Source organism: Companilactobacillus paralimentarius, assembly GCF_963227125.1.
Classification (GTDB): Bacteria; Bacillota; Bacilli; order Lactobacillales; family Lactobacillaceae; genus Companilactobacillus; species Companilactobacillus paralimentarius.
In genome coordinates this window covers 780,647-805,960 of record NZ_OY724131.1, presented here as the reverse complement: position 1 = coordinate 805,960, position 25,314 = coordinate 780,647, and the positions used below count along the sequence as shown (strand labels likewise).

Genomic DNA, 25,314 nt, shown 5'->3' with positions numbered 1-25,314 from the left:
ATTTTGTATTAGTTGGTATGAAGACTCTTTTTATTTATACTCTGGCCGTTTCAGCCAATTCATTTAACTTACGCAAACGATGATTGATTCCTGACTTAGAGATAGGACCACTTGGTACCATCTCTCCTAATTCCTTCAAAGAAACTTCTGGATTTTCTAAACGTAAAACCGCAATTTCACGTAATTTATCTGGTAAGGAATCTAAACCTACTGTCGCCTGTAAATGTTTAATATTATCAATTTGACGTTCAGCTGCTGCTACCGTCTTATTGATATTAGCATTTTCGCAATTAACCAAACGATTAACCGAATTTCTCATATCACGTACAATCCGAATATCTTCAAACTTCAACATTGAGTTAGTTGCCCCAATTAGTTGAAGAAAATCAGCAATTTTCTCGGCTTCTTTTAGATAAACGATATAACCATTACGGCGCTTAGTTGTCCGTGCATTTAAATGAAAATAATTCATCATTTGAGCAATTCCTTCATTATGCGTTTCATATAATGAATAAATTTCCAAATGGTATCTAGAAGTCTCAGGATTATTTACACTCCCGGTAGCCAAAAAGGCTCCTCTAAGATATGAACGCATCCGTTGATCTTCATTTAAAACTTCTTCAGGTACATCAGTATTAATCGACAAACCTGATTCATCTAAAATATCTAAATCTGTAAGTACACGATTAGTATCATATTTCAAACGTACAAGATATTGATTATTTTTCTTCAATTTCATCTTTTTACGCACAAGTAGTTCTGATTCGATTCCATACTTTTGCTTAATCAAAGAAAAAATTCTTCTTGCAATAGCGGCGTTCTCAGTTTGTGCGGTTAAGACGAAATGATGATTTTGTAAACTTAATGAGCCATTCATTCTCAACAATGCTGACAATTCTACTCGAGCATGTTCAGGATGGACGACTAATTTTGTGAGTTCTTGCTTGACCTCACTTGCATATGAAACCACTAACGTCTCACCTCATTTTTTCTATTACCAGATTGTAAGGACAAGTTAATAATTTCCTCAGCAACCTTTTCACCATCATGAAACGCACCTTGATCATGCAATGATAAGAAATCATCCTGTATGACTTTGCATCCCATTTTTCTTAAACTTTGAAAATCTGTTTCTACCTGATTGACATATTCATCATATTTTTTATGATCCATATAACCGTCAGGAATTTCTCTTGTATTGACCAGTACTGTGTCAATAAAATTACCACCTAAATGACGATTTAAAACTCGTACATGATCAGCATCCGTGAAGCCTTCGGTTTCACCAATCTGTGTCATGATGTTACAAATATAAACAACTTCAGCTGAAGTTTGTTTAACAGCTTCACCGATATCTTTAATCATCAAGTTAGGTAGAATACTTGTAAATAAACTACCAGGACCCAAGACAACTACATCAGCTTGCATAATCGAAGCAATAACCGAAATAACTGACTTTGGTTCCTCCTCTGGATTATCGGAATCTGTGACCCAAACACGTTTAACATGTTTACCTGAATGAGTGATTTCATGTTCACCGGCTAATTTAGTTCCATCCGTAAATTCTGCATGTAACGTCAATTTAGTATTGCTAGCTGGGAAAACATGACCGTCCACTTTCATCATTTTAGATAGTTCTTGAACAGCGTCAAAAATATTAGGTGACATCTCAGTCAAAGCAGCGATAATCAAATTACCGATCGCATGACCTGAGAAGAAATCATCATTACTCTTAAAGCGATATTGGAAAACATCCATATCAACTTTAGGTAGATCAGATAGTGATGCTAAAACGTTTCTAATATCCCCAGGAGGGACAACGTTAATGTAGTCACGAATGATACCAGATGATCCCCCATCATCGGCCACAGTAACAATTGCAGTAATATTAGCATCCATTTTTCTTAAACTATTTAGTACAACTGGTAAACCAGTTCCCCCACCTATAACTACAACTTTTGGACGACGTCCTTTAACAACTCGAACTATCCTATTTTCGGCCATCTTCGATTACCTTCTTTTGAGATTTTTCCATGTCACGATGAGTTATATCAACATAGTACTTTTTCTTCAAATCTGTACCTAAACGTTGGGCAATCGCAACTGATCGATGTTGACCACCAGTACAGCCAATTGCAATCGTTAAACTAGTTTTACCTTCTTTTTCATATCCAGGAATAATATCCTTTAACAAATCTGAAAATTTATCATAAAAATTCTTTGTTTCCGGATCATCCATAACATAATCATAAACGGGTTTATCCACACCCGTTTGTGTTTTTAATTCTTTGATGTAAAATGGATTCTTTAAAAACCTGACATCCATTACTATATCAGCATCAATTGGTAAACCATATTTAAAGCCAAATGACATTACTTCAATATGAAATGTTGGTACTCCGGTTGACTCTTGAAAGTTATCAAAAATTTCCTCTCGTAATTGACGAGGAGTTAAGTCCGTCGTATCAATTTCAACTGATGCACGGCCTTTAATTTCTGACAAAAGTTCTCGTTCTTTTTCAATACCATCAAGTAGACGTCCTTCCATTGCGAGCGGATGACTACGACGAGTTTCTTTATAACGAGAAACCAACTCTTCATCTGATGCATTCAAGAAGAGAATTTTCATATCAACCTTTTGGTGCTTTTCCTGTTCATCTTCATCAACTTGTGACAACATTGAGAAGATCTCATCATAAAAAGCACGTGATCTAATGTCGACAACTAAAGCTACTTTCTTAATAGTTCCTGATTCATGAACCAATTCCCAAAACTTAGGAAGTAGATTAGGTGGCATGTTATCAATACAAAAATAACCTAAATCTTCAAAAGATTGCATGGCAACAGTCTTACCTGCACCACTCATTCCGGTTACTATAACTAAATTAAGCGTATCTTTTGCCATTTTGCACCTCACATTCCATATAAGCATAACATAACAAGCCAGGCGTGTCAGTTTTAGAGAAGAAAAGATAAAAATATTTTTTATCGTTAAATTGCGATAAAATTAAACCAATTAGGGGGATATTTTATGGATACAGTTTTTTTAGTGCTTCTTTTAGTTGCAGCCGTTGTGCTGGCTAACATTGTTCAGTGGAAATTAAATAATATTCCGATTGCATTCATTCAAATTGCGGCTGGGCTATTATTGTCCTTTCTACCTTTTTATAAACATTTTGAATTAGAGCCAGAAATTTTCCTACTCGTCATCATTTCAGCTCTTATGTTCAATGACGGGCAACATACCAGTTTGTCACGATTAACTCATCAAGTCGGTACTACTTTTTCCTTAGCCGTAGAACTAGCAATTATTTCCATTTTAATCGTCGGATTCGTAACACACTTGATTATTCCTAGCATGCCATTGGCACTTGCTTTTGCTCTAGGAGCTATTATTACACCAACTGATGCTGTCGCTGTAGGTTCTATTACTAGTAACATGTTAGTACCAACCGAAGTCATGGGTACTTTAGAAAATGAGTCACTTTTTAATGATGCTTCGGGTATTGTTGCCTTAAACCTAGCTATCAGTGCTGCCGTCACGGGACAATTTTCTTTGCTCAATGGAATTGGTAACTTTTTCTACGTCTTCTTTGGAGGAATTATTTTAGGAGGAATCTTGGGTATAGTTATCGTTTCGATTCGTCTTAAATTAATCAATATGCACGTTGATGCTCCTTCAGTCATGGTTCCTTTCACTTTACTAACTCCTTTTGTTGTTTACCTAATTGCTGAAGCTATTGGTGTTTCAGGAATTCTAGCCGTAGTTGTTACAGGTTTGATGCATGGTATCCAACAGAATCGCTTGCGTTTGACTAGTTCACGACTACAAATCGTTATGACTAGCACTTGGAATGTTTTCTCTAGTATTCTTAATGGTATTGTCTTTGTCTTATTAGGTATGTCATTGCCAAGCGTTATTCAAAATCTGCATCAACATGATGCCAGTTCAGTCGGAATTCTGTTTGGTGTCGGTATTTTACTTTATGTTACTATGACTGCTTTAAGATACCTCTGGACCAATTGGGGGTTCGCATCCATTCGAGCTTGGGATAAGAAAGAAAAGCATGCTAATAGTGTCGTTATGGCCTATAGCGGTGTTCACGGAACAATTACTTTAGCCATGGCTTTCTCGCTACCATTAACATTGAATGGTCAATCCTTCCCATATCGTAATGATATTATCTTCGTAGCTGCTGTTGTTATTTTAACCAGCCTACTAGTTCCAACTCTAATCCTACCAAGATTATTGCCTCCTCAAGTTTCCAAATATACCGAAGAAGAATTAGCTAAAATTAAAGGTCAAATGGTTGATAATGCTATTGTCAATCTTCAAACACGTCATGATAGTTCTACCAGCATTGGCCGAGTGGTAAATATTCTTGATGGGCAACGTACAATTGATGGACACATCGATAAAAACAAATTAACAATTATCTTTGACAACTGCTTTGAACTAGAGCAACAAACTATCGATGAGATGTTAAGTAACGGTGAGATATCTGAACAAAGTGCTGATTTATACATGCGAGTGGCACGTAGAACTGTCCTGCAATACCAAAATAGTTTTCGTCAAAGAGTATAACTCTTCTTACGTTTCCATGTCGTAGAAAAACTATCGTTAACCAAGACAGCACGTAAACGTCGCAAAATGTATCATAAGATGCAATCACAGCGTAAAAATATCAGCCGTGAACAAATGTTGAATCGTAATCGAAAGCTTTGGGATAAAATAGCCGAAGTTGAAGAAAAACCTTATCTTAAAATTACTAGCTATCTTAATCAAAGTTTGGTGAACGATAGTGGCAACAATCGTGAGATCAGTATTGTTCGTCGATCTTATGATGAAAGACACCGTCGTTTGGTTGGTCATGATCATTATGAAAATGATCAAAATGAACTTTTAATTGAAGCCTTTCAACAGGAAAATACTTACATTCAAAATCTAATCTCAACTAAAGAAATAAGTCGTGAATTAGGTAGTGCACTTTACGAACAAATTTCAACCGATCAATTGGTTTACTTACAATCTCTAAATGAAGAATAACAAAAAACAGGTATCTACTAGAATTGATATTTAGTAGATACCTGTTTTTATTATTCTATTTAAATGAATCTATCTATTCAGCATCTTTAGTACGTTTGGTATCACGTTCCAAGATTGGTTTCAAATATTGACCAGTATAACTATCTTTTACTTCAGCTAATTCTTCAGGTGTACCAGTACCAACGATCGTACCTCCACCTTCACCGCCTTCAGGTCCAAGGTCAATTAGCCAATCAGCTGATTTAACAACATCTAAGTTATGCTCAATAACTAAGACAGTATTACCTTCATCAACTAAACGTTGCAAGACACCCAAGAGACGTTTGATATCATCTGTATGTAAACCAGTTGTAGGTTCATCCAAGATATAGAAATTCTTACCATTAGATTTCTTATAAAGTTCAGAGGCTAGCTTCATTCTTTGAGCTTCACCACCGGACAATTGAGTGGCTGACTGTCCTAGTGAAACATAACCTAATCCTACATCCTGAATTGTCTGTAACTTACGTTTGATCTTTGGAATGTTGCTAAAGAAGTCCAATGCCTCAGAAACCTTCATGTCAAGCACTTGAGCAATATTTTTACCTTTATAAGTTACTTCCAAGGTTTCAGAATTATAACGCGTTCCATGACATACTTCACATGGTACGTAAACGTCAGGTAAGAAATTCATTTCAATCTTGATGATTCCATCACCACGACAGTTTTCACAACGTCCACCTTTAATATTGAAAGAGAATCTGCCTTTCTTGTAACCACGCAATTTAGCCTCATTTGTTTGAGCAAATAAATCACGAATATCATCAAAGACACCAGTATATGTAGCTGGGTTACTTCTTGGCGTACGTCCAATAGGACTCTGATCAATAGCAATCATCTTTTCCAAATTCTCGTAACCAGTAATCTTTTTATACTTACCAGGTTTTTCAGAATTATGGTTCATCTTTTGAGCTAAAGCACGTTTCAAGATCATATTAACCAAAGTTGATTTACCTGAACCTGAAACACCGGTCACAACGATAAATTTACCCAATGGAAATTTAACATTCAGCTTCTTTAAATTATTCTCTTGTGCACCGTAAACTTCAACAAATTGACCATTACCAACACGACGCTCCAAAGGTACTGGAATAAACTTTTTACCTGCCAAATATTGGCCAGTCAGCGATTTAGGATTCTTCTCTACTTCACTAGGAGTTCCAGCGGCCACAATTTGACCACCATTCTCACCCGCACCAGGACCAACATCGATAAGATAATCAGCAGCACGCATTGTATCTTCATCATGTTCAACCACAATCAAAGTGTTACCAAGATCACGCATTTTCTTTAAAGAGCTGATCAAACGATCATTATCACGTTGATGCAATCCAATTGAAGGCTCATCCAAAATATACATTACTCCAGATAAATTAGAACCAATTTGTGTAGCCAAACGAATTCTTTGAGCTTCACCACCTGATAAAGTCCCAGCCGAACGAGATAATGACAAATACTCCAACCCAACATTAATCAAAAAACTGAGACGATCCTTAACTTCCTTCAAAATAGGTTTAGCAATGACCGTATTCTGTTCACCAAATTTAACTGCCTTAAAAAATGGAAGTTCATCTTTGATTGACATATCGGAAACTTCAGCGATATCCTTGCCTTCAACTTTAACAGCTAAGGCTTGACGATTTAATCGTTTACCGTGACAAACAGGACATTTCAATTCAGTCATGTATTTTCGCATAACCTCACGTGTAAAATCACTATTAGTTTCATGATAGCGACGATTGATATTAGGAAGAACTCCTTCAAATGGAACATCAACATCACGTACGCTACCAAAATCATTCTCATAATGAAAATGAAAAGTCTTACCATCAGAACCATTTAGAATAATATCCTGGTCCTTTTGAGGTAATTTTTCAAATGGCGTATTCATATCGATATTAAATTCCTTGGCCGCTTGAGCCAACATTTCTGGATAATATTGTGAACTGATTGGGTTCCAAGGTTCAATGGCCCCTTCAGCTAAAGTTTTACTTTGATCTGGAATAACCAAATCAAGATCAACTTCTAACTTAATCCCTAAGCCATCACAATTCTCACAAGCCCCAAACGGTGCATTGAATGAAAATAAGCGTGGTTCCAATTCTCCAACTGTGAAACCACAAATAGGACAAGCATTCTTTTCTGAGAAAACCATCATATCTGAACCGATAACATCAACGTTCATATAACCATCGGATAATCTCAAAGCTGCTTCAACTGAATCAAACAAACGAGATTTAATATGATCATTAACAACAATTCGATCAACCACAACATCAATACTGTGTTTTTTATTCTTATCCAATTCGATATCTTCACTAACATCGTGAATTTCACCATCAACACTTATACGGACATAACCTTGTTTCTTAATTTGATTCAAGGCTTTTTTATGTTGTCCTCTTTTAGCACGAACGACTGGTGAAAGAACTTGTAGCTTAGTTCCATCATCCAATTTCAAAATAGCATCAACCATTTGTTGAGCCGATTGACTCGTAATTTTAGTCCCATCATTTGGACAAATTGGTGTCCCAACACGAGCCCACAATAAACGTAAATAGTCATTTATTTCTGTAACTGTACCTACAGTTGAACGAGGATTTTTAGAGGTAGTTTTTTGATCAATTGAAATAGCAGGACTTAATCCATCAATTGAGTCAACATCTGGCTTGTCCATTTGTCCTAAAAACTGACGGGCATAAGACGATAAACTCTCAACATAACGTCTCTGACCCTCAGCATAAAGTGTATCAAAAGCCAAAGAACTTTTACCTGAACCGGATAGACCAGTCATAACAACTAATTTATCACGAGGAATTGTTACATCAATATCTTTTAAATTATGTGCACGTGCACCATGAATAACAATTTTATCATTTAACATTCTATTTCATTTCCGCCTTTAATTCCAAAATCGTATCACGTAAATTAGCAGCAGCCTCGAAGTCTAATTTCTTGGCAGCAGATTCCATTTGTTCATTTAGGTTGGCAAGAAGTTCTTCACGTTCCTTCTTGCTCATATCCTTAAAGTCAATATCATCGTCAATCTTCTCCGTCTCAGAAGAAGAATTATCAACTTTCTGGAACATTGAAATAGCATCTCGAATTGGTTTAACAATTGTCTTAGGTGTTACATTATGCTCCTCATTGAATTTCATCTGTAATTTACGACGACGTGCAGTTGCATCAATCGCTCCACGCATTGAATCCGTAATTGAATCAGCATACATAATAACTTTACCATGTTCATTACGCGATGCACGACCAATAATCTGAACTAATGAACGTTCAGCTCTCAAGAAGCCTTCCTTATCAGCATCCAATATAGCAATTAGTGAAACTTCTGGTACATCGATACCTTCACGCAACAAATTGATTCCGATTAGAACATCGAATTTGCCCAATCGTAAATCACGAATAATCTTCGTTCGCTCCAAAGTTTTAATGTCACTGTGTAAATATCTAACTTTAATTCCTAAATCTTTAAAGTAATCAGTTAAATCTTCAGCCATCTTCTTTGTTAGGGTGGTTACAAAGACTCTTTCATGTTTAGCCACGCGATCATTAATTTCACCAACCAAATCATCAATTTGTCCCATAATTGGACGTACTTCAATCTTAGGATCCAATAGACCTGTAGGACGAATAATCTGTTCAGCTTTATGATCTGTTCTCTCCAACTCATAAGGACCCGGTGTAGCTGATACATATAAAATACGATTAACATGTTTTTCGAATTCATCCAACTTCAACGGACGGTTATCTAATGCACTAGGCAATCGAAAGCCATAATCGACTAACTGTTGCTTTCTGGCACGGTCACCATTATACATTCCTCGAATTTGTGGCATAGTAACGTGAGATTCATCAATCATAATATTAAAATCTTTAGGAAAGAAATCTAGCAAAGTAAATGGTGGCTCACCCTCAGCACGACCTTCCATATGACGAGAATAGTTTTCAATACCAGATGTGTAACCCATCTCGCGCATCATTTCAATGTCATATTCAGTTCTCTGTTTAATACGTTGAGCTTCCAGCAATTTACCTTCTTTAGTAAATTTATCAACTTGAACATCCATTTCGTCTTTAATACGTTTCAAAGCTTCATCCATTTTAGAATCACTGATCATAAAGTGAGTAGCCGGAAAGATACCAATATGATCCATTGATCCTTTTATTTCTCCTGTTAATGCATCCATTTCAATGATTCGATCAATCTCATCACCAAAAAATTCCACACGAATAGCATTATCATCACGTGAAGCCGGAAAGATATCGACAACATCGCCACGGACACGGAATCTTCCACGTTGAAAGTCAATATCGTTACGTTCAAATTGGTTATCAACTAATTCTTCCAACAAAGTATCGCGAGCAATCTGTTGACCAACCCGTAAAGAAATAATACTGTCGGCATATTCTCTAGGATCACCTAAACCAAAAATACATGAAACAGAGGCAACCACAATAACATCGTTACGTTCCAAAAGTGAACTAGTAGCTGAATGACGAAGTTTATCGATTTCATCATTAATACTAGAATCCTTTTCAATATACGTATCACTAGATGGTACATAGGCTTCTGGTTGATAGTAGTCATAATAACTAACAAAATATTCAACCGCATTGTTAGGGAAAAATTCCTTAAATTCACCATACAGTTGTCCTGCCAATGTTTTATTATGTGAAATAATCAATGTTGGTTTATTCAAGCTTTTAATTACATTAGCCATTGTAAAGGTCTTACCAGTACCAGTGGCACCCTCAAGAACAACTTCTTTATCGCCAGCCTTGAAATCTTTAGTAATGGTATCGATTGCTTGAGCTTGATCTCCAGCAGGTGAATATTTAGAAACCAAATCAAATTTATTATTAGTAACTCTATCTATCACGGATTAATTTACCCCCCTTGAGCTAAAAAAAACATCTAACTCTCGCACACGAATTAGATGTAATTAATGTCAGGCTTATTGCGCTGGCTCTATATTACCATAGCGAACATATTTTCGCCATAATTTAATTTTCATTTACCAAACGTGGCAACATTAAGAAAATTATCAATCCAATGAAGAATAAAATGCTCAATGAAGCAGCGCCAATTGTGGATTTTCCCGTAATCTGGGTGACGATACCAACCAAAATTGGACCCATCACAGCCGAAAATTTTCCTAATATATTATAGAAACCAAAGAACTCACTTCCGGATTCTTTGGGAATCAGTTTTCCGAAATAAGAACGACTCAAAGCTTGAATACCACCTTGACTGGTTCCAACTAAAACAGCTAAGATCCAAAAATCTTTAGCACTGGTTAGTTTCAAAGCATATAAACAAATACCAAAATATAGAACAATTCCTAAAAGAATTCCCGCTCTAGTAGAAACTTTATTAGCAAACCAACCATACAAAATAGAAAATGGAAAAGCTACTAATTGAACAACTAACAAAACAAGCATTAATGTTGTCGTGTTAATTCCCATATCCATACCGATTGAGGTAGCCATCGTGAAAATTGTATCAACTCCATCAATATAGAAGAAATAGGCTACTAAGAACCAAGCTGCAGCCTTATACTTTCTCAAATGAGTAATTGTCTTCCAGACACGTTTAAAACTTGATGTAACAGGGTGTGCATTTTCTGGTAATGAATAGACCTGTTGGACATTTTTCAACAATGGAATGAAAAAAATAATCCACCAAATGGCTGCTAGAAGAAAACTCCATCGTGCCACACCATAACTGGATAACATACCAAAGCCACTCGTTAATTGTAGAACTAAGAATAAGATAAAAGCTACAACTCCACCTAAATAGCCGTAAGCATATCCATTTGAAGAAAGAGTATCCATCTCCTCATTGCTGGCAACATCTGTTAAAAAACTGTCATAAAATAAATTACCAGCTGAATATCCAATTATCGACAGGATATACACACCTAATAATAATTGCCATTGATTTGACGGTACTAACGCCAAACCAAACGTCATAATAATTCCTAAAAATGAAAAATAATTCATTAATCGCTTTTTGTGATGCGGATAATCTGCTAATGCACCTAAAACGGGAGCCAAAATAGAAACTAATAAAGTTCCAAAACTGTTGGCATAACCCCAAAAGGCCGTTGCATTAGCCGCCGAAACTCCTGAATTCTGTGCTATTGATTTGAAATAAACTGGTAATACTGCTGTTGTAACGATAATTCCATAGCCAGAATTGGCCCAATCATAGAAGATCCAACTCCACTGTTTCTTATTAAACCTCATAAAATTCCTCTATTCTAATCGATAAATACATCCTCAATACTATTTCCGGCTATTGGTGCATCAAATTTTAAGCCTAACAACTTAGCAAAAGTTGGTGCTTCATCTACCAAATTAGCCTTTTCGACTGTATGATTTTTTTCAACCATTGGTCCATTAAAAATTAAGGTTGTTTTGTAGCCTGGTTTTTGAGGATGATATCCATGAACACCACGATATCGATCAGCATCTCCCATCATATCAGGAAGTACTTGCTCTACAACATTAGGACGATCACTTTCATCAGTAAAGTAATAACCAGCCTTAGCTTCAACCATCAAAGTACAATTAGGATCTGCTCCCATGGCTGCTGCCTCTCGTGATGAGTAAATTCTTTCTACACCTTCAACACCTGAAATTAGTTCCTTCAAACGTTGGATTTGATCAAAATTCTTTGTGTAAATATAGGTTGATCCATCACAAGTTTTAGCCATTACTGACCAATCCTTTTTGAAAGTTTGATCTTTGATTGGTGTTAGCCAATTTCTCTTTGCAAACAAAGTATTCAAATGAATCATCTTATCAACATTAATTTGATAATGATCTCCTAAAATTACAAAGTTCGTATCATCAAAGGTACCAGCTTCTTTGCTAGCATCAATTACTTGCTTTACATGACCATCTAATCGATGCAAAGCCTTCATAGCATCTTCAGAACGAACCCCATATTGATGGCGCATGCTATCCATGTCAACCAAATGTAACAACATCAAATTAGGCTGCTTATTTTTTACCGTATCAACCGCACAAGCCGTAATAAAATCATCCAAAGCAGGCTGTTTGATACCATTACGCAATTTTCCATATTTTTTATCCATTTCTAAAATGAACAACGGTGAACTAGCCTTCAGTGAAACCAAGACTTGGTTGGTCCAAATTCGATTAGGAAAAATTTCAGCCAAATTGTAATCAATTTTACTACCGGCTGTTACTGGCCAAAGAAAGGCGGCCGTCTTAAGTCCCTTTTTTCGTGCTAAATCATATAATGTCGTTGATTTAACATCCTTCTGATACCAGTACCAATCAGGTGATCGACGATTAGATTGAATCTTAGTATTATTTACAATTCCGTGAACACTTGGATATTGACCAGTGATAATGGTCGTATGCGAAGGATAAGTTAAAGTTGGATAGATTCCTTGAACCCTTTTAACCCAAGTTCCCCCGTGTACTAACTTGCTCAATGTTGGTAATTCATCGAGATGTTCATCAATATCTCTAAATCCTAAAGAATCAAGCGAAATAATAATTAGATGTTGATTTGTTGACAATTCCTTCTCCTCTTTTCACAAACTACATGAAAATATTATATCGCAGTTGAGAAATACTTGTAACGAAACAAAAAGATAGAGACAAAAAATAACTTTTGTCTCTATCTCTTATTTTATTCCCAACCTTCGATTTCTTTAGCAAAATCAGCTAGTTTTTGTGCGGCATTGGCCTCTGTATCAGCCTTAACACCAATATAAAATTTCAATTTTGGTTCAGTACCTGAAGGTCTAGCGGCAACCCAAGTATCATCAGCTAAAACATATTTTAATACGTCAGCCTTTGGTAATCCCGTAGGTTTAACCCCTGCCTCAGTAGTATCTGTATCTTTTAAATAATCGATTGATTCAACAACTTTAACGCCATTGATTTCGTCGATACCTTCTTCACGAAGTGTCTTCATAATTTGAGCCATCTTATCTTTACCAGAGATACCTTCAAATGTCTTAGAGATAGTCTTCTCACGATAGTAACCAAATTCTTCATAAAGATCTTCTAGTGCATCATAGATGGTCTTACCTTTTGATTCGTAATAAGCTGCAGCTTCAGCTAATAATAAAGTTGATTGCATAGCATCTTTGTCACGAACAAATGGCTTTACAAGATATCCATAACTTTCTTCAAATCCGAAGAGGAACTCATTGCTACCATTTTTTTCAAATTGTTCAATCTTCTCAGCAATATATTTAAATCCAGTCAAGACATCGAGCATCTCAACATTATATTTATTAGCAATAGCTGTTGCCAATTCAGACGAGACAATAGATTTAACAACTGCTCCATTAGCTGGTAATTGCTTAAGGCCCTTCTTTGCTTGTAATAAGTAATTCAAAAGAACCGAAGCAATTTGATTACCTGTCATCAACTTATAAGAACCATCTGGTTGTCTAACTGCAGCTCCCAAACGATCAGCATCAGGATCTGTTGCAATCAATATATTAGCACCAATCTTCTTACCACGTTCAATTGCTAAATCAAAAGTTTGAGCAAATTCAGGATTAGGGAATGGAGTTGTAGCAAATTCAGGATCCAAAATGGCTTGTTCAGTTACCATATTAAAATTCTTGAATCCTAACTTTTGGAAAATTCGAGGAGCAATCATCTTACCGGTACCATGAAGTGGTGAATAAACAAATTTCATTTTATCACCGATATTATTGATCAAATCGCGGTTAACAATAACCGTTTCCAAATTCTTCATATAGTTTAAATCAACATCTTCACCAATAAGAGTTAATAATTTTTCTTCTCTCAACTTTGTTACAGGCTTTACTTTAATAGCGAATAGATTGCTAGCTTTTCTAGCAAAACTAGTAATATTATCCGATTCAACTGGTGGCATTTGACCACCATCTGGTCCGTAAATTTTAAATCCATTATATTGCTTAGGATTATGGCTAGCAGTAATCATAATACCAGCATATGTAGGTATACTTCTTACTGCAAAAGATAATTCCGGTGTAGGTCTTAAACTGTCAAACACATAACTGTGAATTCCATGAGCTCCCAAAACTTTTGCTGATTCATAAGCAAAATCTTGTGAATAGTAACGTGAATCATAACTGATTGCTACACCTTGTGACTTCAACTTGTCATCCAGAGTATCCATGAAAGAAGCTAGACCTTCAGCTGCTTGACGAACAGTATAAATGTTCATTCTATTAATACCAGGTCCAATAAGACCACGCATACCAGCAGTACCGAATTCCATTGGTTCGTAGAAAGCTTCTTCCGCAACCTTATCATCATTCTTCATTTCGTTAAGTTGCTCTTTCATATCTGGATCCAAATCTTTATAGTCGAGCCATTGTTGCATATTATCTTGCCAAGACATAACTTGTCCTCCTAATTTGTAAGTACTTACAACCATTATATCAATCATAGAGTACCATTTATATTTGATTACGACACTTTAAGCTATTTTTTTTAAAATATCCTTAAAAATCGACCACAAATATACAAATTATTCGAGATTATTACTGATGATTCTGTTTATATCCGTATCATAGTATCTTGCCAACGCAATTAGTGTATCAATATCTGGCATTCTAATACCTGTCTCATAGTGAGATAAAGTTGTCACATCAATATTCAGATGTCTTGCTACTTCCTTTTGAGTTAGATTCTTTTCTTTTCTTAAGACTTTTAGGTTTCTAGCAATATTGAAACCAGATTCGTTCATCAATTGATTTATTTTTTTATCTACTACTTCACGCATAAGAATCACTTCCTGTCTTTTGCTAATAGTATATGTTTAAACATGTATATATTCAAACCAAATGCTAATAATAATTTTTTCAATATTTAGTCTTTTATTATTAGGTCAAGGCACAAAAAAAGGATTACAAAATGGATATTCTCCATTTCATAATCCTCATATTCAAAATACTTTTTATACTATTTTGTTGTTACCTTATCATCAGCAAGTTCTTGAATATAACTGTATGCTTGTTGACCAGCTATACCACCTTCACCAACAGCTGTAGCTACTTGACGAAGATCCTTCTTACGAACATCCCCAACAGCAAAAATACCAGGAATATTTGTTTGCATATGTTCATTAGTATTAATCCATCCGTCTTCATCCAAAACACCTAAGTCCTTGAATGGTTCTGTCATTGGTTTGATACCAACATAAATGAAAGCACCCTTAGCTGGAACAATGTGTTCTTCGCCAGTCTTCTTATCAACGTATTTAACACCGGAAACTTTATCGTCAGCACTCGTAATTTCCTTAACATCAGCATTCCAGACAAACTTAATCTTGTCATTTTTAAATGCACGGTCTTGCAGAATTTTTTGAGCACGCAATTGGTCACGACGGTGAATAATTGTTACTGACTTAGCTAGTTGTGTAAGGTAAATTCCCTCTTCAACAGCAGAATCTCCGCCACCGATAACGGCGACATCTTGATCCTTGAAGAAAGCACCATCACAAACAGCACAATAAGAAACACCACGTCCCGATAATTCATTTTCACCAGGAACCCCAATCTTCTTATATTGTGAACCAGTTGCAATGATTAATGCTTTAGCTTCATAATCGCCATCATCAGTGTGGATAATTTTAACATTACCCTTATCTTCAACTGATTGAACAGCACCATAACCAAAATCAGCACCAAACTGAGTTGAAGATTTATACATTCTTTCACTCAAGTCTGGACCCAAAATTGATTCAAATCCAGGATAATTTTCAATCGCAGCGGTGTTATTCATTTGACCACCATAGATACCACGATCAAGAATCATTACTGAAAGGTTGGCACGTGAAGCATATAAAGCGGCAGTTAATCCACCAGGACCTGCCCCAATAATTACTACATCGTATGTTTTCATCGTCGAATTACCTCCTATTACTCAACAAATATTACCATTTATTTTTTAATTATCAATTAGATTGCTCACAACTCATTATACCAAGGATCATTTTCATTCTTTCGACGATAAATAAAAATTCCAATGGCAACGAAAAATAGTATTAGTGATAAGGCTTGTGAAACCCTTACGCCTGGTAAAATATATAAACTATCTGTTCGCATACCTTCAACAAAAAATCTAACTGCCGGATACCAAATTAAATATGTTAAAAATACTTCACCACGTTTTAACAGATGCTTACGATTTCTCAAAATTAAAATCAAAGCCAAACCTATTAAATTACCAACAGATTCATACAAAAAGGTTGGCTGACGGTAAGCACCATTGATATACATTTGTTCAATAATGAAATGTGGCATATGTAAAGATTGTAAAAAACTCAAAGTAGTTTTAGCACCAAAAGCCTCTTGATTCATAAAGTTACCCCAGCGACCAACTATTTGTCCTAAAAGAACTGAAGGTGCGGCGATATCTAGCATCAACCAGGGCGAAATATTTCTTTTTTTACATAGAACCAACAAAACAATAAATGCGGCAATTAAACCTCCATAAATTGCAATACCACCATGCCAGATCTTAATTATTTCACTAGGATTAGCCAAGTAATATGGTAATTCAAAAATAACATAATACAGACGAGCACCAACTAAAGCAATTGGAACTCCGTATAAAACTAAATCCAAAATATTATCAGGATCCAGATGTCTTCTTTTTGCTTCACGCATTGCCATGATAACTCCAACTAAAGCACCCAGGGCAATAATAACTCCATACCAGTGAATCTCTAAACCGCCTAGATTTAAAGCAATTGGGTTTAATGCCAGCAAATCAAAATTCATTACTTACCTTCTCCATTTTTTTCATTCTTTGTTTTTTCCTCATTCTCTTTGATTAATAATCCTAGATTATCTTCAAATTTCTTTGTAGCGTCATATCCCATCTTCTTAGCACGATAATTCATGGCAGCGACTTCGATAATGATAGAGATATTACGACCGACTTTAACCGGAACAGTAATTTGTGGTACATCAACGTCAAAAAAGGTACGTCTATCTTCCAAAGTTCCAATACGATCATAATTCTTATCGGCAGACCAATTCTCCAAATTAATAATCAATTGAATCTCACTTTGAGAACGAACGGCACCTGCTCCAAAAAGATTCATAACATCGATAATTCCAATACCACGAATTTCCAATAAGTGATTCAAAATCTTAGGTGCTTCACCAACAATAGTCTTTTCATCACGTTGATAAACATCAACACGATCATCAGCAATTAAACGATGACCACGTTTGATCAATTCCAAAGCTGTTTCACTTTTACCAATTCCAGAATGACCAGTCAATAAAATTCCAATACCATAAACATCTACTAAAACACCATGAATTGACTCTCTGGGAGCTAGTTTCTCATCCAAATACTCGGTGATCATACTTGAAAGTCTTGTTGTTGGTAACTCTGAACCAATAACAGGAACATGATGTTCCTTAGCAGCTCTCAACAATTCTTTACTTGGTTGAATATTTCTTGAAATCAAAAGGACCGGCGTATCTTCACGACACAATTCAAGCATCACTTTATAACGATTATTGGCAGTCATTGAACGTGAATATGAAGTTTCTGTTTGACCAAATAACTGAATTCGTTCACTTGGATAATAATCAAAATAACCCGTCAATTCGATTCCCGGGCGAGAAATATCGGTCGTTATGACTTTTTTATCTTTTAATAACTCTTCTCCAGCATAAACTTTCAATTCGTTATCCTTTACCATTTGAGATACTGTAACAAAATTTGTCATTGCTAACCCCCACAGATTCTTTATTTATAATAATTTTATCATTTTAGAAACAAAAAAACGCGTTCTAGACGCGTCTTTGAAAATTATTCATTGTATAACTATTAATGATCGAATTACAGATTGCTAGAATAATGGCAACGACTAGGGCTGAACCAAATCCATTGAAATAAAAACTATTTGACCCAACTAACGCCGAAGTTAATTCTAGAGTGATTGCATTAATTACAAAGGAAAATAGTCCAAATGTAATAAATGTAATCGGTAGAGAAATAATATGTAGAAGTGGTTTGATTGTCCAGTTCAAAATGGCTAAAACAAGACTAGCAATAATCGCCGTAGCTAAAGTGTCCACTCGAAACATACCGGGCAATAATCTAGCAATTGCTAAAAACAAAAGCGTTTGTATTGCCACTTTTATAAGTAACTTCATTTCATACCCTCATTCTTTTTTGAATCAGTAATATTTCTTGGCAGCTTTAGTGCCACGCTTTCTCTTATTAAAATCCGTCTCTTGAATATTTCGTTTCTCAGGTAAAGAGAATACGAGAATTACATAAACTAAGACTGGTAGAAAATAAGTAAAAGGTAACAGAAAGATAAAGGCTAAACGTATCCAGGTTGAATCAACGCCAAAGTAGGCACCTAAACCACCGCATACACCTGCTAACATTCGATCCGTAGTAGATCTTGTGATTCTTTCCTTCATATAAATTCACCTCAACTTGTCCAAAAAATATACTACATATTCAAGAAAATATCAATTCTACTCATCGACATCAGGAATATGCTTCCGATTCAGTTCTACCACATGTCCAGTGTTCAAGTAAACAACCCATTCACAAATATTAGTTGCATAATCACCAACACGTTCCAAATAACTAGCCACAAGCATATAAGACGAACCACTTAAAACATTCTCTACAGTTTTCTGCATATCTTTGATACATAGTTCATTGATCAAAGTACTTTTTGCATCAATCTCTACATCACGATGAGCAACTTCTTCAGCCATCTTACTATCTTTTTTCAAGTAGGCTTCCAGTGAATCTTCAACGATACTAGTACTCATTTCACCCATTTCCGCAATTAGTTTTTCAATTTCGGGAATTCTTATTTCACCCTTAACTCTAATTGTTTCCTGAGCAATACTTACCGCATGATCGCCCATTCTTTCTAAATCAGAACTAGCCTTTAAAACCGTTACAATCATTCTCAAATCAGATGTAACTGGTTGTTGCAAAGCAATCATTTCAAAAGATTCCTTTTCCAAGTCCATCTCTCGTTTATTAATCACATGATCGTTACGAATAACCTCTTTGGCCAAAGATTTATCATGATCAATATATGCTTTAACAGATTTCATAATGGCCTCACTCGCCATCATACCCATTTCTGAGAATCGTAAATGTAAGTTATTTAATTGTTCCTCGAAAGTAGTGCGCATCGTTTTTTCTCCTAACCGAATTTTCCTGAAATATAATCTTCAGTCTGTTTCTCTTTTGGATTTAAGAAAATATTTTTTGTTTTATCTGCTTCAATTAACTCTCCATTTAGGAAGAAGGCGGTTTGATCGGATATTCTCGAAGCCTGTTGCATATTATGTGTAACAGTAATAATAGTGTAATCCTCACGTAGTGCCAACATTGTATCTTCAACTTTAGCCGACGAAATAGGATCCAAAGCAGAAGTTGGTTCGTCTAATAAAATAATATCAGGTTTCACCGCTAAAACTCTAGCAATACATACTCTTTGTTGTTGACCACCTGAAAGTGACAATGCACTTTGATGCAATTTATCCTTCACATCATCCCAAACAGCGGCATTTTTCAAACTAGTTTCAACTGCTTCATCCAAAACTGACTTATCTTTAACACCAGCTAATCTTAGTCCATACACTACATTATCATAAATTGAGAAAGGAAACGGATTAGGCTGTTGAAATACCATCCCCACTTGTTTTCTCAAGGCTACAGTATCGACATTAGGAGAATAAATATTCTTGCCATCCAATGAAATTGTTCCTGTAATAGTTACATCAGGAATTAAATCATTCATACGATTCAAACATCTTAAATACGTCGATTTACCACAACCTGAAGGACCAATTAGAGCAGTGATCTCATTTTTATTAAAATCTAAGTTAATACCTTTTAATGCTTCTTTTTTTCCATAAAATAAATGTACATCGGAAGATGTCAAAATTTTTTTTGCCAAACTTAACGCTCCTATCCAAAGTGTCCCGAAACATAATCTTCTGTTATTTTAATTTTTGGACGAGTGAATATCTTTCTCGTCTCATTAAATTCCACAGCATGACCTAAATGGAAAAATGCCGTATAATCGCTTATTCTAGCGGCTTGTTGCATATTATGTGTAACGATGATAATTGTATAATTATCTTTCAAATTCATCATGGTCTCTTCAACATTTGAAGTTGAAATTGGATCCAACGCACTAGCTGGCTCATCCATCAAAAGAATATCTGGCTTCATTGCAATTGCTCTAGCAATACAGAGACGCTGCTGTTGTCCACCTGACAGAGCTAGAGCACTTTTGTTAAGATCATCTTTTACTTGATCCCACAATGAAGCTTGTTTCAATGTTGTTTCAACTATTTCATCTAATTTCTTCTTGTCATGCAATCCGTGACGCTTTAGTGCAAAAGTAATATTATCATAAATTGATTTAGAAAATGGATTAGGTCGTTGAAACACCATCCCAATATGCTTTCTTACTTCATAAATATCAACATTATTCTTATTGATATCCAAACCACGGTACATGATTTTACCCTTAACGCTTGCACCTTCAACATTATCGTTCATACGATTCAATGATCTCAAGAATGTTGACTTACCAGAACCAGAGGCTCCAATTAAAGATGTTATTTTATATCTTTCAAATTGCAAGGATGCTTTATGCATCGCTTCCTTTTCGCCATAAAATACCTGTAAATCTTCAGTCTTCATGGCGATTTCATGTTTATCTTCATCCAAATGAAGGATGTATTGTTGATCATTTTGTTCAATCATATCTTATTTACCCGTCATCTTTTTGTAAACTAAATTGCCAATATATCTAGATAGAAGATTAAAAATTAATACAGCAATAATCAAAACAGCCGAGGCACCGGCTGATACCTGAACAGCATCCGGAATTAGTCCTTCAGAATTAACCTTCCAAATATGAACAGCTAAGGTTTCAGCCGGTCTCATTAGGTTTAGAGGACTAGTTATACTAAAAATATTGAAATTAGTAAAATCAAGTGGTGGTGCACTTTGTCCCGCAGTATAAATTAAGGCAGCAGCTTCACCAAAGACCCTACCAGCACCAATAATCATCCCAGTAATAATACCTGGTAGTCCGTCTGGAATGATAACATGGATAACTGTTTCCCATTTTGACAAACCTAAGGCCAATCCAGCCTCACGTTGTGACTGTGAAACTGATTTTAATGAATCTTCAACATTTCTAGTTAGAATTGGTAAATTAAAAACAGTCAGTGTCAAAGCACCAGACAAAATGGAAAAACCAAACTTGAAACTAATAACGAAAATCAAAAATCCAAACAAACCAACAACAATTGATGGCAAAGAGCTCAAAACTTCAATTGAAACTCTAATCAATTCAACCAGTTTATTTTTCCCTGCATATTCTGATAAATAAATACCAGCCGAAATAGAGATTGGAATAGAAATTAACATTGATAAAATCAATAGGAAGAAAGAGTTAAATAATTGAACACCTACGCCACTACCAGCTTGAAAGGCTTTAGAACCAGAAGTTAAGAAATGCCAATTAACATAGCGTAACCCACTACCTAAAATATAAACTAATAAACCTATCAAAATTAAAACGATAATACCTGACATAAAATAAATTACACCAGTAGCAATCTTATCTTTAGTTTTTTCGTTGAACATTAGAATTCACCTCGCTTGGCGATCGTTCTAATAACAAAATTAAAGAGTAGTGACATCAAGAGAAGCAACAAGGCCAATGACCACAAAGCATTATTGGATGTTGAACCCATGATAGTATTTCCCATATTCATAGTCAGAACACTAGTTAGTGTTGATGATGGTGAAACCAGATTTTGTGGTAACAACATAGCATTACCAATAACCATCTGAACGGCTAAGGCCTCACCGAAGGCACGAGCCATTCCAAAAACAACGGCCGTCAGTAATCCCGGTGTTGCAGCTCTTAAAACCACTTTGTGAATAGTTTGCCATCTAGTAGCACCTAAGGCAAGCGAGGCTTCACGATAATAACGTGGAACCGCTTTTAAAGCGTCAACCGACATTGATGTAATGGTTGGCAAGATCATAACAAATAAAACAAATGATCCAGCTAAAATACCAAATCCACTACCACCAGCAATTGTTCTTACTGCGGGTACAACAATTGTTAAACCAATGAATCCATAAACAACTGAAGGAATACCAACAAGTAATTCAATTACAGGCTGCAAAACCTTCCGACCCCAACTTGGTGAAATTTCAGTCATAAAAATTGCTGCAGCAATGGCAAAGGGTGTTCCTATCAAAGCTGCAATCAAAGTAACTGAAAACGACCCAATAATCATTGGTGCAGCACCAACAATTGGATGTCCAGCACTATCTAACTTATTTGGAGCCCATACAGAATGAGTCAAAAAATCAATTGGATTGACACCATCTTTAATAAATATAATGACCCCTCTTGAAGCAATAAATCCGATAATAGTAACAACTAATAAAACAATAATGGCAGTAAAACTGAAAGAAATAATCTTACCCCGAGTTTCTCTTTTGGCAGATACCGATTTTCTAGTTAAACTTTCTCTAATTGGATCTTTCAATTATTTTACCCCCTTTGAAACGGGCGTAACATTGCCCTTATAATCCTTTTCATACTTCATTTCGTTAATGGGAACATAATTCATCTTTTTAACCACGTTTTGTTGAACATGCTTGGTCATAATGAAATTCAAAAAATCTTTAGTCATCCCAGTAGGTTTACCATTGGTATAAAGATGCTCATAAGACCAAATCTTCCACTTATTATTTTCAATATTTTCAATGGTTGGTTCTACATTGTTAACCTCAATTGTCTTTACAGTATCATTTAAGTATGGCATAGCCAAATAACTAATTGCACCATCTGTATTGTAGACAATTTGTCTGACCATTCCACTGGAATCTTGTTCTTGTGAGCGAACGAATGGAGTCCCATTCATAACATCACTCTCAAACGATGATCGCGTACCACTTCCATCGGCACGGTTAATGATCGTAATTGGTAAATCCTGTCCACCAACTTGCTTCCAGTTCTTTACCTGACCAGAAAAAATTTGTCTTAATTGCTTAATTGTCAGGGATTTAACTTTTACATCTTTATTAACTACTGGAACCATACCCACTGCAGCTATTCGATGATCAACAAGCTTACTAGCATCAATATCTTTTTTCTGTTCTGCATACAAATCAGAATTACCAATATTAACCGCACCTTGTTGAATCTGGCTCAGTCCTGTACCAGTTCCACCACCTTGTACATTCACGTACTGGTTAGGGTTACTCTTTGTAAACTCTTCCCCGGCAAGTTCAACTAATGGTTGGGCAGCTGAAGATCCAACTGCTGTAATAGTTTCTTGGCTTCCGCTGCCTTTGCAACCACTCAAAACGAGAATGCTGGAAAGCATAATTGCAAATAATGCGACAAGTCTTTTTTTCAATGTTCTCACCTCTATCCAACTAGGATAGTACAACATTGTATATTTTTTGTATAAAAAAAAGTCATGATAAAATAAATTATTTTACCATGACAATTTTTTCTATTTTACAAAGGAATATTTACCGTAAAGGTTGTTCCCAATCCCTTATGAGATTCCATTCGAATGTCTCCATCTAAGGTATCCAAAGTTTCTTTAACAATAGCTAAACCTAAACCAGTACCACCTGTTTCTAAACTTCTAGAACGATCGACACGATAGAACCTTTCAAAGATTCGACCTTGATCATCCTCAGAAATTCCAATACCGGTATCTTTAATAATAAATTTAAGACGATTCTCAATTTCATCATGATGAACCTCAATGTTAATTTCACCGTTTTCTTTATTATACGAAATAGCATTTTTTATCAGATTTTGAATGATCAAATCGAACTTCTCTTTATTGATAGTTACATCTTCATTACCAAAAAATTGTTTTTTAATCGTTAAATTATGTTTCTTTATTGTTGTATCTTGGCGTTCCAAAATACTATCAATATCCTCGTGCAGATTAACTACTTCGGCCTTATAATTACCCTTTTTAACTCTAGAAAGTGACAAGATATCCTGAATTAATTCAGTTAAACGAATACTTTCACTATGAATTATCTTCAAGAAATGATCTAGTTTTTCAGGGTCATCTTTGGCACCATTCAATAAGGTCTCTGAGAAACCTTCGATTGAGGTTACAGGTGTTTTCAATTCATGACTGACATTATTAACGAAATCAACTTGCATTCTTTCAATCTGACGACTTTCGGTTAAATCATATAAAATAACCAAAACTTGTTGGTCAAAATCCTCACGCGTATGTACCAAACGAATAACATTTGCGTCGACAAACTTTTGTGAATTACCAACCAATTGAATCTCACGGTGGTGATTCTTATTCTTACGTAAAGTATGCTCAATCATTCGACTCAAACTATAAGTTTTAATATCTTCAATGAACGGATGAATATCATTAGAAATGTTCACATCTAAAAGACCGGCCATTGCTTGATTATGCATCAAAACATCACCTTGGGAATTCAACAACATTACACCGATTGGTAAATGGCCTACTAACCCCCTGAAACGTCTCTCACGTAACCGAACATCATCCCGTAAATCATTAATATCCATACTAATTTTATTAGTTTGTTCAACTAAACCATATAATTCGTCATCAGGCGACAAAATAAGTGAAGCCATTTCTTTATTCTTACGTACACGTCTCAAATTCTCAGTCACACTTTTAATATCATTGCTGAGAATTTGACGTTTCCGATAATAAAATAAAATGACCGAGTCAGTGATAACAAAATACATCAGAGCCACTAATACAAATGTCAATGGAGCCTGGCTCCAAAGACGGTTGTACCTTTTAGCAACTACATAACGACTAGAACCTGGTAAGTAATACATAATTCTTTCGCCAAAATTAACGTCAGTAACATAATTTTTACCAGGAGCTATCCGACCACGATGGAACATATCATAAGCTTTTTTCTGTAAATAAGTATCTTCTTTACTTGAATCAACATAATCCAACCCAGCAATTCTGGCTGCTTCTGACGGATCATGATTTTTCTTTAATTCTTGGTATGAAACGGTCTCTTCAGTAAACATATCCTTTTGTGAATCGCCCAAAATAGTATCGGAAAAAATCACCAACACAACAAAGATAACTACTGAAATTAAAATAGCAATTATGGGTCCTATTCTTCTTTTCATC

General features: G+C 35.5%; 23 protein-coding genes. 2 read left to right on the top strand and 21 right to left on the bottom strand.

Translation table 11 applies throughout. The features are described from left to right. Positions 1 to 34: 34 nt before the first annotated feature. The 3 genes from whiA to rapZ are packed head-to-tail and all read right to left on the bottom strand — an operon-like array spanning position 35 to position 2,905. Positions 35 to 970: a DNA-binding protein WhiA gene (whiA, locus tag ACI6PB_RS03745; RefSeq protein WP_025085089.1), complete on the bottom strand. Its 936-nt coding sequence runs from the start codon at positions 968 to 970 to the stop codon at positions 35 to 37. Next, complete coding sequence (yvcK, locus tag ACI6PB_RS03740; protein ID WP_025085090.1) at positions 970 to 2,004, bottom strand: YvcK family protein; 1,035 nt, start codon at positions 2,002 to 2,004, stop codon at positions 970 to 972. The genes whiA and yvcK overlap by 1 nt, the downstream gene beginning before the upstream one ends. Then, positions 1,991 to 2,905: an RNase adapter RapZ gene (rapZ, locus tag ACI6PB_RS03735; protein WP_025085091.1), complete on the bottom strand. Its 915-nt coding sequence runs from the start codon at positions 2,903 to 2,905 to the stop codon at positions 1,991 to 1,993. Before rapZ ends, yvcK begins: the two co-directional genes overlap by 14 nt. A gap of 126 nt (positions 2,906 to 3,031) precedes the next feature. Between rapZ and ACI6PB_RS03730 the strand changes: the two genes are divergently transcribed. Continuing rightward, on the top strand, positions 3,032 to 4,585 hold the full coding sequence (locus tag ACI6PB_RS03730; RefSeq protein WP_404327784.1) for a cation:proton antiporter: 1,554 nt from the start codon (positions 3,032 to 3,034) through the stop codon (positions 4,583 to 4,585). 78 nt (positions 4,586 to 4,663) lie between these two features. Next, positions 4,664 to 5,047 (top strand): hypothetical protein, encoded by a 384-nt coding sequence (locus ACI6PB_RS03725; protein WP_404399124.1) that lies wholly within the window; start codon positions 4,664 to 4,666, stop codon positions 5,045 to 5,047. A 73-nt stretch (positions 5,048 to 5,120) separates the two neighbouring features. Here the strand turns inward: ACI6PB_RS03725 and uvrA are convergent, their stop codons facing one another. The 18 genes from uvrA to ACI6PB_RS03635 form a co-directional block, all read right to left on the bottom strand. Next, positions 5,121 to 7,970, bottom strand: coding sequence for an excinuclease ABC subunit UvrA (gene uvrA / locus ACI6PB_RS03720; protein WP_404327782.1), 2,850 nt, complete (start codon positions 7,968 to 7,970; stop codon positions 5,121 to 5,123). Between the two features lies 1 nt (position 7,971). After that, positions 7,972 to 9,981: an excinuclease ABC subunit UvrB gene (gene uvrB, locus ACI6PB_RS03715; RefSeq protein WP_025084580.1), complete on the bottom strand. Its 2,010-nt coding sequence runs from the start codon at positions 9,979 to 9,981 to the stop codon at positions 7,972 to 7,974. Between the two features lie 124 nt (positions 9,982 to 10,105). Then, positions 10,106 to 11,350 carry an MFS transporter gene (locus ACI6PB_RS03710; protein WP_025084581.1) on the bottom strand — a complete coding sequence of 415 codons (1,245 nt, stop codon included), beginning with the start codon at positions 11,348 to 11,350 and terminating at the stop codon, positions 10,106 to 10,108. Between the two features lie 14 nt (positions 11,351 to 11,364). Beyond that, positions 11,365 to 12,657 carry an alkaline phosphatase family protein gene (locus ACI6PB_RS03705; RefSeq protein ID WP_025084582.1) on the bottom strand — a complete coding sequence of 431 codons (1,293 nt, stop codon included), beginning with the start codon at positions 12,655 to 12,657 and terminating at the stop codon, positions 11,365 to 11,367. 113 nt (positions 12,658 to 12,770) lie between these two features. Continuing rightward, positions 12,771 to 14,489 carry a phospho-sugar mutase gene (locus ACI6PB_RS03700; RefSeq protein WP_025084583.1) on the bottom strand — a complete coding sequence of 573 codons (1,719 nt, stop codon included), beginning with the start codon at positions 14,487 to 14,489 and terminating at the stop codon, positions 12,771 to 12,773. Between the two features lie 129 nt (positions 14,490 to 14,618). Continuing rightward, a complete protein-coding gene (locus tag ACI6PB_RS03695) occupies positions 14,619 to 14,873 on the bottom strand; it encodes a helix-turn-helix transcriptional regulator (RefSeq protein WP_309511144.1) in 255 nt (84 codons plus the stop codon). A 179-nt stretch (positions 14,874 to 15,052) separates the two neighbouring features. Then, positions 15,053 to 15,994 (bottom strand): thioredoxin-disulfide reductase, encoded by a 942-nt coding sequence (gene trxB / locus ACI6PB_RS03690; protein WP_025084585.1) that lies wholly within the window; start codon positions 15,992 to 15,994, stop codon positions 15,053 to 15,055. A 65-nt stretch (positions 15,995 to 16,059) separates the two neighbouring features. After that, positions 16,060 to 16,875 (bottom strand): prolipoprotein diacylglyceryl transferase, encoded by an 816-nt coding sequence (gene lgt, locus ACI6PB_RS03685; RefSeq protein WP_309511145.1) that lies wholly within the window; start codon positions 16,873 to 16,875, stop codon positions 16,060 to 16,062. After that, complete coding sequence (gene hprK, locus ACI6PB_RS03680) at positions 16,875 to 17,840, bottom strand: HPr(Ser) kinase/phosphatase (RefSeq protein ID WP_025084587.1); 966 nt, start codon at positions 17,838 to 17,840, stop codon at positions 16,875 to 16,877. Before hprK ends, lgt begins: the two co-directional genes overlap by 1 nt. Positions 17,841 to 17,904: 64 nt before the next feature. Next, positions 17,905 to 18,270, bottom strand: coding sequence for a phage holin family protein (locus tag ACI6PB_RS03675; RefSeq protein WP_056955689.1), 366 nt, complete (start codon positions 18,268 to 18,270; stop codon positions 17,905 to 17,907). Positions 18,271 to 18,294: 24 nt separating this feature from the next. Next, the gene (locus ACI6PB_RS03670; protein WP_025084588.1) at positions 18,295 to 18,546 is read right to left on the bottom strand and encodes a PspC domain-containing protein; all 252 of its coding nucleotides are present in this window, start codon (positions 18,544 to 18,546) and stop codon (positions 18,295 to 18,297) included. Positions 18,547 to 18,603: 57 nt separating this feature from the next. Next, entirely contained in the window at positions 18,604 to 19,284 is a 681-nt protein-coding gene (gene phoU / locus ACI6PB_RS03665; RefSeq protein WP_404327781.1) for a phosphate signaling complex protein PhoU, read from the bottom strand. Between the two features lie 11 nt (positions 19,285 to 19,295). Continuing rightward, entirely contained in the window at positions 19,296 to 20,054 is a 759-nt protein-coding gene (gene pstB / locus ACI6PB_RS03660; RefSeq protein ID WP_025084589.1) for a phosphate ABC transporter ATP-binding protein PstB, read from the bottom strand. A gap of 11 nt (positions 20,055 to 20,065) precedes the next feature. Then, on the bottom strand, positions 20,066 to 20,872 hold the full coding sequence (gene pstB, locus ACI6PB_RS03655; protein ID WP_025084590.1) for a phosphate ABC transporter ATP-binding protein PstB: 807 nt from the start codon (positions 20,870 to 20,872) through the stop codon (positions 20,066 to 20,068). A gap of 3 nt (positions 20,873 to 20,875) precedes the next feature. Then, the gene (pstA, locus tag ACI6PB_RS03650; RefSeq protein WP_056955688.1) at positions 20,876 to 21,763 is read right to left on the bottom strand and encodes a phosphate ABC transporter permease PstA; all 888 of its coding nucleotides are present in this window, start codon (positions 21,761 to 21,763) and stop codon (positions 20,876 to 20,878) included. Beyond that, on the bottom strand, positions 21,763 to 22,683 hold the full coding sequence (gene pstC / locus ACI6PB_RS03645; RefSeq protein ID WP_025084591.1) for a phosphate ABC transporter permease subunit PstC: 921 nt from the start codon (positions 22,681 to 22,683) through the stop codon (positions 21,763 to 21,765). The genes pstA and pstC overlap by 1 nt, the downstream gene beginning before the upstream one ends. Beyond that, positions 22,684 to 23,559: a phosphate ABC transporter substrate-binding protein PstS family protein gene (locus ACI6PB_RS03640; protein WP_025084592.1), complete on the bottom strand. Its 876-nt coding sequence runs from the start codon at positions 23,557 to 23,559 to the stop codon at positions 22,684 to 22,686. A 104-nt stretch (positions 23,560 to 23,663) separates the two neighbouring features. Then, complete coding sequence (locus tag ACI6PB_RS03635) at positions 23,664 to 25,313, bottom strand: cell wall metabolism sensor histidine kinase WalK (protein WP_025084593.1); 1,650 nt, start codon at positions 25,311 to 25,313, stop codon at positions 23,664 to 23,666. Position 25,314 lies beyond the last annotated feature (1 nt).

Excerpts from the sequence above, each read along its gene's own strand:
- yvcK (WP_025085090.1), bottom strand. The coding sequence starts at position 2,004 with ATGGCCGAAAATAGGATAGTTCGAGTTGTTAAAGGACGTCGTCCAAAA.
- uvrA (WP_404327782.1), bottom strand. The coding sequence starts at position 7,970 with ATGTTAAATGATAAAATTGTTATTCATGGTGCACGTGCACATAATTTA.
- ACI6PB_RS03730 (WP_404327784.1), top strand. The coding sequence starts at position 3,032 with ATGGATACAGTTTTTTTAGTGCTTCTTTTAGTTGCAGCCGTTGTGCTG.
- ACI6PB_RS03710 (WP_025084581.1), bottom strand. The coding sequence starts at position 11,350 with ATGAGGTTTAATAAGAAACAGTGGAGTTGGATCTTCTATGATTGGGCC.
- ACI6PB_RS03725 (WP_404399124.1), top strand. The coding sequence starts at position 4,664 with ATGCAATCACAGCGTAAAAATATCAGCCGTGAACAAATGTTGAATCGT.
- rapZ (WP_025085091.1), bottom strand. The coding sequence starts at position 2,905 with ATGGCAAAAGATACGCTTAATTTAGTTATAGTAACCGGAATGAGTGGT.
- ACI6PB_RS03635 (WP_025084593.1), bottom strand. The coding sequence starts at position 25,313 with ATGAAAAGAAGAATAGGACCCATAATTGCTATTTTAATTTCAGTAGTT.
- ACI6PB_RS03675 (WP_056955689.1), bottom strand. The coding sequence starts at position 18,270 with ATGAAGTTACTTATAAAAGTGGCAATACAAACGCTTTTGTTTTTAGCA.
- ACI6PB_RS03695 (WP_309511144.1), bottom strand. The coding sequence starts at position 14,873 with ATGCGTGAAGTAGTAGATAAAAAAATAAATCAATTGATGAACGAATCT.
- pstA (WP_056955688.1), bottom strand. The coding sequence starts at position 21,763 with ATGTTCAACGAAAAAACTAAAGATAAGATTGCTACTGGTGTAATTTAT.
- lgt (WP_309511145.1), bottom strand. The coding sequence starts at position 16,875 with ATGAATTTTGATTTGCTGGCATTAAACCCAATTGCTTTAAATCTAGGC.
- pstB (WP_025084590.1), bottom strand. The coding sequence starts at position 20,872 with ATGATTGAACAAAATGATCAACAATACATCCTTCATTTGGATGAAGAT.
- ACI6PB_RS03670 (WP_025084588.1), bottom strand. The coding sequence starts at position 18,546 with ATGAAGGAAAGAATCACAAGATCTACTACGGATCGAATGTTAGCAGGT.
- trxB (WP_025084585.1), bottom strand. The coding sequence starts at position 15,994 with ATGAAAACATACGATGTAGTAATTATTGGGGCAGGTCCTGGTGGATTA.
- hprK (WP_025084587.1), bottom strand. The coding sequence starts at position 17,840 with ATGACAAATTTTGTTACAGTATCTCAAATGGTAAAGGATAACGAATTG.
- phoU (WP_404327781.1), bottom strand. The coding sequence starts at position 19,284 with ATGCGCACTACTTTCGAGGAACAATTAAATAACTTACATTTACGATTC.
- ACI6PB_RS03700 (WP_025084583.1), bottom strand. The coding sequence starts at position 14,489 with ATGTCTTGGCAAGATAATATGCAACAATGGCTCGACTATAAAGATTTG.